The 5,192-nt window shown below is 70.6% G+C and carries 6 protein-coding genes; all 6 read left to right on the top strand.

Annotated elements, in window-relative coordinates; all coding sequences use genetic code 11:
* Nucleotides 1-231 precede the first annotated feature (231 nt).
* The 6 genes from AC6EI8_RS23885 (at nt 232) to AC6EI8_RS23860 (ending at nt 5,173) form a co-directional block, all read left to right on the top strand.
* Complete coding sequence (locus AC6EI8_RS23885; RefSeq protein ID WP_149316785.1) at nt 232-1,275, top strand: aminoglycoside phosphotransferase family protein; 1,044 nt, start codon at nt 232-234, stop codon at nt 1,273-1,275.
* Complete coding sequence (locus tag AC6EI8_RS23880; RefSeq protein ID WP_265632764.1) at nt 1,275-2,006, top strand: AzlC family ABC transporter permease; 732 nt, start codon at nt 1,275-1,277, stop codon at nt 2,004-2,006. The genes AC6EI8_RS23885 and AC6EI8_RS23880 overlap by 1 nt, the downstream gene beginning before the upstream one ends.
* On the top strand, nt 2,003-2,326 hold the full coding sequence (locus AC6EI8_RS23875) for an AzlD domain-containing protein (RefSeq protein WP_149316783.1): 324 nt from the start codon (nt 2,003-2,005) through the stop codon (nt 2,324-2,326). Before AC6EI8_RS23880 ends, AC6EI8_RS23875 begins: the two co-directional genes overlap by 4 nt.
* Nucleotides 2,323-3,099, top strand: a complete 777-nt coding sequence (gene murU / locus AC6EI8_RS23870; protein ID WP_498383054.1) for an N-acetylmuramate alpha-1-phosphate uridylyltransferase MurU — start codon at nt 2,323-2,325, stop codon at nt 3,097-3,099. The genes AC6EI8_RS23875 and murU overlap by 4 nt, the downstream gene beginning before the upstream one ends.
* Nucleotides 3,100-3,320: 221 nt before the next feature.
* Nucleotides 3,321-4,706 carry an aminopeptidase P N-terminal domain-containing protein gene (locus AC6EI8_RS23865; RefSeq protein WP_498383053.1) on the top strand — a complete coding sequence of 462 codons (1,386 nt, stop codon included), beginning with the start codon at nt 3,321-3,323 and terminating at the stop codon, nt 4,704-4,706.
* On the top strand, nt 4,706-5,173 hold the full coding sequence (locus AC6EI8_RS23860; RefSeq protein ID WP_226107292.1) for a hypothetical protein: 468 nt from the start codon (nt 4,706-4,708) through the stop codon (nt 5,171-5,173). Before AC6EI8_RS23865 ends, AC6EI8_RS23860 begins: the two co-directional genes overlap by 1 nt.
* Nucleotides 5,174-5,192: the final 19 nt, after the last annotated feature.

The raw sequence follows: 5,192 nt of genomic DNA, 5'->3' as shown, positions 1-5,192 counted from the left end.
GACTGGCCGGCGCCCGGGCTGGCGGCCCGGCGCCTGGATTGCGGTGTGATTCGGTGATCGTTGTTGTTCGGTCATGCGAGCGGGTCGTCGGTCGGACGGCGGGACGGTTGCGCAGAACCGCGCAGCCACCGTCCAAACAGGCTGCCAGGCACAGGACGGCCCACCTGGGAGCCGCCCGGCGCCCGGGTCTGGTCGGGTATTATACGGGGCAACTTATCGACCCTTTCCGGCATGGCAGCACTTCCCCTCGACCCGCGCCAGGACCAGCTCAAAGCGTGGGTGTCCGGACTCGCTCCGGATTGGTCCATCGATCCCGAATCCTGCGTACCGGCTTCGGCCGACGCCAGCTTCCGCCGCTACTTCCGGCTGCGCACCGACAATCCCGCGCATCCGACCGTGATCGCGATGGACGCCCCGCCCGCCCGTGAGGACTGCCGCCCCTTCATCCATGTCGCCGCGCTGTTCGGCGAGGCCGGCGTCACGGTGCCGACCGTGCTGGCGCAGGACCTGTCGCAGGGCTTCCTGCTGCTGGCGGACCTTGGCAACACCACCTATCTGTCGAAGCTGGACATCACCACCGCGCGCACGCTGTACGGCGACGCCGCCGCGGCGCTGGTCAGGATCCAGGCCGCGACCCGGCCGGGCGCGCTGCCCGCCTACGACCGCGAACTGCTGCAGCGCGAGCTGGACCTGTTCCCGCAGTGGTACGTGGCGCGCCATCTGGGCGTGGAACTCGATGCCGGCCAGCAGGCGGACCTGAGCGAGGTCATGCAAACCCTGCTCGCCAACAACCTGGCCCAGCCGCAGGTCTACGTGCACCGCGACTACCATTCGCGCAACCTGATGGTGCTCGACGGGGACGACAAGGGCGGCAACCCCGGCATCCTCGACTTCCAGGACGCGGTGATCGGCCCGATCACCTACGATGCGGTCTCGCTGTGGCGCGACGCCTATATCGAATGGGACGAGGAGCTGCAGCTGGACTGGCTGATCCGCTACTGGGAGCGCGCCCGCAAGGCCGGCCTGCCGGTGGCCGGCGACTTCGGCGAGTTCTATCGCGACTTCGAATGGATGGGTCTGCAGCGCCATCTGAAGGTGCTCGGCATCTTCGCGCGCCTCTACCATCGCGACGGCAAGGACGGCTACCTGGCCAACATGCCGCTGGTGCTGAAGTACGCTCGCGCGGTGGCGGGCCGCTACGGCGAGCTGCGCAAGCTGGTGCGGCTGTTCGATACGCTCGAAGGCGTCGAGCGCCCGGCGGGCTATACCTTCTGATGGACGCGGAAAGCGGCCCGACCCGGCGCGGTGAATGGTGGGCCGGCGTGCGCGCGCTGGCGCCGATGCTGCTGGGCGTGGTGCCGTTCGGCCTGATCTACGGCGTGCTGGCGGTCGGCGCCGGCATGCCCGCGTGGCTGGCCTGCGCGATGAGCGCGATCGTCTTCGGCGGCGCCTCGCAGATGATCCTGACGCAGTTGTGGGCGGCGGGCACGCCGGCGGCGATCGTCGCCACCACGGTCGCGATGGTCAATCTGCGCCACGCGCTCTACTCGGCCACCATCGCTCCCGCGCTGGCGCATCTGCCGCGCCGCTGGAAGGCGCTGATCGCCTATCTGCTGACCGACGAGGCCTTTGCCGCGATGACCCGGCGGCTCGGCGACGACCCGGTGCAACGGCGCTACCGGCACTGGTACTTCTTCGGCGCGGGCTTCGCGCTGTGGAGCAGCTGGCAACTGTCGACGCTGGCCGGCGTGCTGGTCGGCGCCCAGGTGCCGCGCCACTGGCCGCTGGACTTCTTCCTGCCGCTGACCTTCATCGCGATCATCGTGCCCGGCCTGAAGCACCGCTCGCACATCGCCGCGGCGGTAACCGCCAGCGTGCTGGCGGTGCTGTGCTTCAACGTGCCGCACAAGCTCGGGCTGATGGCGGCGGCGCTGGGCGGCATCGCGGTCGGCATGCTGCTGCTTCCGCGCCAGAGCGGTCCCGCCGGCAAGGAGCGCGCCGCATGAGCCCGTGGATGCTGCTGGGCGTGATGGCGGCCGCGGGCCTGGCCACCTATCTGATCCGCCTGTCCTTTATCGCCGTCGAAGGCAAGGTGCGTCTGCCGGCGTGGTTCCGCACCGCGCTGCAGTTCGTGCCGGCGGCGATGCTGTCGGCGCTGATCGCGCCCGACCTGCTGATGCGCGATGGCCAGCTGGCCATCGGCCTCGACAATGCCCGCCTGATCGCCGGCGTGGTGGCCATCGTGATCGCCGCGCGCACGCGCAGCATCGGCTGGACCATCGCCGGCGGCATGGCCACCCTGCTCGTCCTGGAGACCCTGATTTGAAAGCGATGATCTTCGCCGCCGGACGCGGCGAGCGCATGCGCCCGCTGACCGATGGCTGCCCGAAGCCGCTGCTGCAGGTCGGAGGCAAGCCGCTGATCGCCTGGACCATCGAGGCGCTGGCCCGCGCCGGCCTGACCGAGATCGTCATCAACCACGCCTGGCTGGGCGAGCAGATCGAGGCGGCGCTCGGCGACGGCAGCCGCTTCGGCGTGCGGCTGGCCTATTCGGCGGAGGGCGAAGCGCTGGAGACCGCCGGCGGCATCGCGCAGGCGCTGCCGCTGCTGCGGGAAGGAACCGGTGGCGATGGCAAGGGCGGCGATGGCACTGCGGACGACGGCACCGGCCGCGATGGCAAGGGCGAGATCTTCGTCGCGGTATCGGGCGACATTTATTGCGACTACGACTTCCGCGCGCTGCTGCCGCGCGCCGCGGCGATGGCGGCCTCGCCCGAACCGCGCATGCATCTGGTGATGGTGCCCAATCCGCCGTTCCACCCCGAGGGCGATTTCGCGCTCGGCGCCGATGGCAAGCTGTCGCTGCCGGGCGAGGCGCCGCTGGCCGAGGGCGCTGCGCGCCTGACCTTCGGCAATATCGGCCTGTACGACACGCGCACCTTCGCCGGCATCGCGCCCGGGCAGAAGGTGCCGATGACGCCGTTCTACCGCGCCGCCATTGCGGCGGGCCTGGCCACCGGCGAGCGCTTCGCGGGCCGCTGGGAGAACGTCGGCACGCCCGCGCAGCTGGCCGCGCTGGACGCCGCGCTGTCGCGCTAGGACGCGCCGCGCTCGCAACGGCTGTCATCGCCTGTCGTTGCCGCGCGGGCCCGGCTCGGCGGCCTGGCGCGCGGCCCTCGACGTCCCTGAGGCCCCCGCCCGCGCAGGAACGACGTGGAGGCATCGGCGAGACCTCCTCGCCGCGCACGTCAACCTCGGCAACGAGCAGCGTTAGAATCGGGCCATTGCCCACTGCCTGCCCGATGCGAGTCGGTCCCCTCATGTCCGCACCAGATTCCGCCCTTCTCCAGGCCTGTCGCGCGCGCCGCGCCCGCGTGCTCGACCACCTGCGCGCCGCCGGCGGCGGCGTGGCGATCCTGCCCACGGCCCCGGAAGCGATGCGCAACCGCGACAGCGACTTCCCGTACCGGCACGACAGCTACTTCTACTATCTGAGCGGCTTCACCGAGCCCGAGTCGGTGCTGGTGCTGATTGCCGCGCCGGCCGGCGGCAGCGACCGCAGCATCCTGTTCTGCCGCCCCAAGCACGAAGAGCGCGAGATCTGGGACGGCTTCCGCTACGGCCCCGAAGCGGCACGCGAGGTGTTCGGCTTCAACGAGGCCCACTCGATCGAGGAGATCGACGCCCAGCTGCCGCAGCTGCTCGCCAACCAGAATCTGATCGCGTATCCGCTGGCCGCTTCGACCCGCATCGACATGCAGGTGCGCCGCTGGCTCGACGCGGTGCGCACGCAGGGCCGCGCCGGCGTGGTGGCGCCGTCGAGCGCGCTCGACATCCGCACGCTGCTCGACGAGATGCGGCTGTTCAAGGACGCCGGCGAGCTCGACATCATGCGCCGCGCCGCGCAGATTTCGGCCCAGGCCCATGTGCGCGCGATGCAGGCCAGCCGCGCCGGCCTGCGCGAATACCATCTGGAAGCCGAGCTGCTGTACGAATTCCGCCGCAACGGCGCGCAGAGCGTGGCCTACAACTCGATCGTCGCCGCCGGCCCCAACGCCTGCGTGCTGCACTATCGCGCCGGCCCGGCCGAACTGCGCGACGGCGACCTGTGCCTGATCGACGCCGGCTGCGAACTGGACGGCTACGCGTCCGATATCACGCGGACCTTTCCCGTGTCGGGCCGCTTCTCGCCGGCGCAGCGCGAGCTCTACGATCTGGTGCTGGCCGCGCAGCAGGCTGCCATCGACCAGACGCGCGTCGGCGTGCCGTACAACGTGCCGCATGACGCGGCGGTGCGCGTGCTGGCGCAGGGCATGCTCGACACCGGCCTGCTGGACCGGAACAAGGAAGGCGGCGTCGACGACGTGATCGCCAGCGGCAGCTATCGGCGTTTCTATATGCACCGCACCGGCCACTGGCTCGGCATGGACGTGCACGACGTCGGCGAGTACCGCGTGCCCGGCCCGGCCCCCGCCGAAGGCGAACGCCCGTGGCGCCCGCTCGAGACCGGCATGGTGCTGACGATCGAGCCCGGCATCTACGTCCGCCCGGCCGAGGACGTACCGGAGCGCTACTGGCATATCGGCATCCGCATCGAGGATGACGCGGTGGTCACGGCCGACGGTCCCTGTGAATTGATGACCCGCGGCGTCCCGGTCGACGCCGACGAGATAGAGGCGCTGATGCGCGAACGGAGTGAGTTGTAATGGTCAGCTGGTTGAGAAAACTGTTCGGCGGTGCCGATGGCAACACGACGGCGTCGCGAACGCAGGCGGAGCCGGAACAGCCGTTCATCGTCAATCTGTTCGACGACCGCCTGGTGGTCCATCGTCCCGACGGCCAGCGCGAAGAGGTCGAATGGCAGGCGCTGGAGCGCGTGGTCGCGCGGGTCTCGCGGCGCGCGCCGTGGACCGGCAAGGCCTGGCTGATCCTGGTCGGCGAGGAACGCCCCGACGGCCGCCAGCAAGGCTGCGTGACGCCGCTCGACGCGGTCAACCACGAGGCGCTGCTGGCACGGCTGCGCGCAATGCCGGGCTTCGATCAGACCCTGCTCGACAACGCCCTGCGCGATGCGCGCAACGGCAGGACGCGCGAGGACGTGGTGTGCTGGCAGCGCGGCGGGCCGGAAAGCGCCGCTGCCGGAGGTGCCAACGATGAACCAGCCCAGCCCTGAACTGCCCGCCGACGCCTGC

This window comes from Cupriavidus sp. R6-3 (genome assembly GCF_059772245.1).
This window is presented reverse-complemented; position numbering and strand designations above follow the sequence as displayed.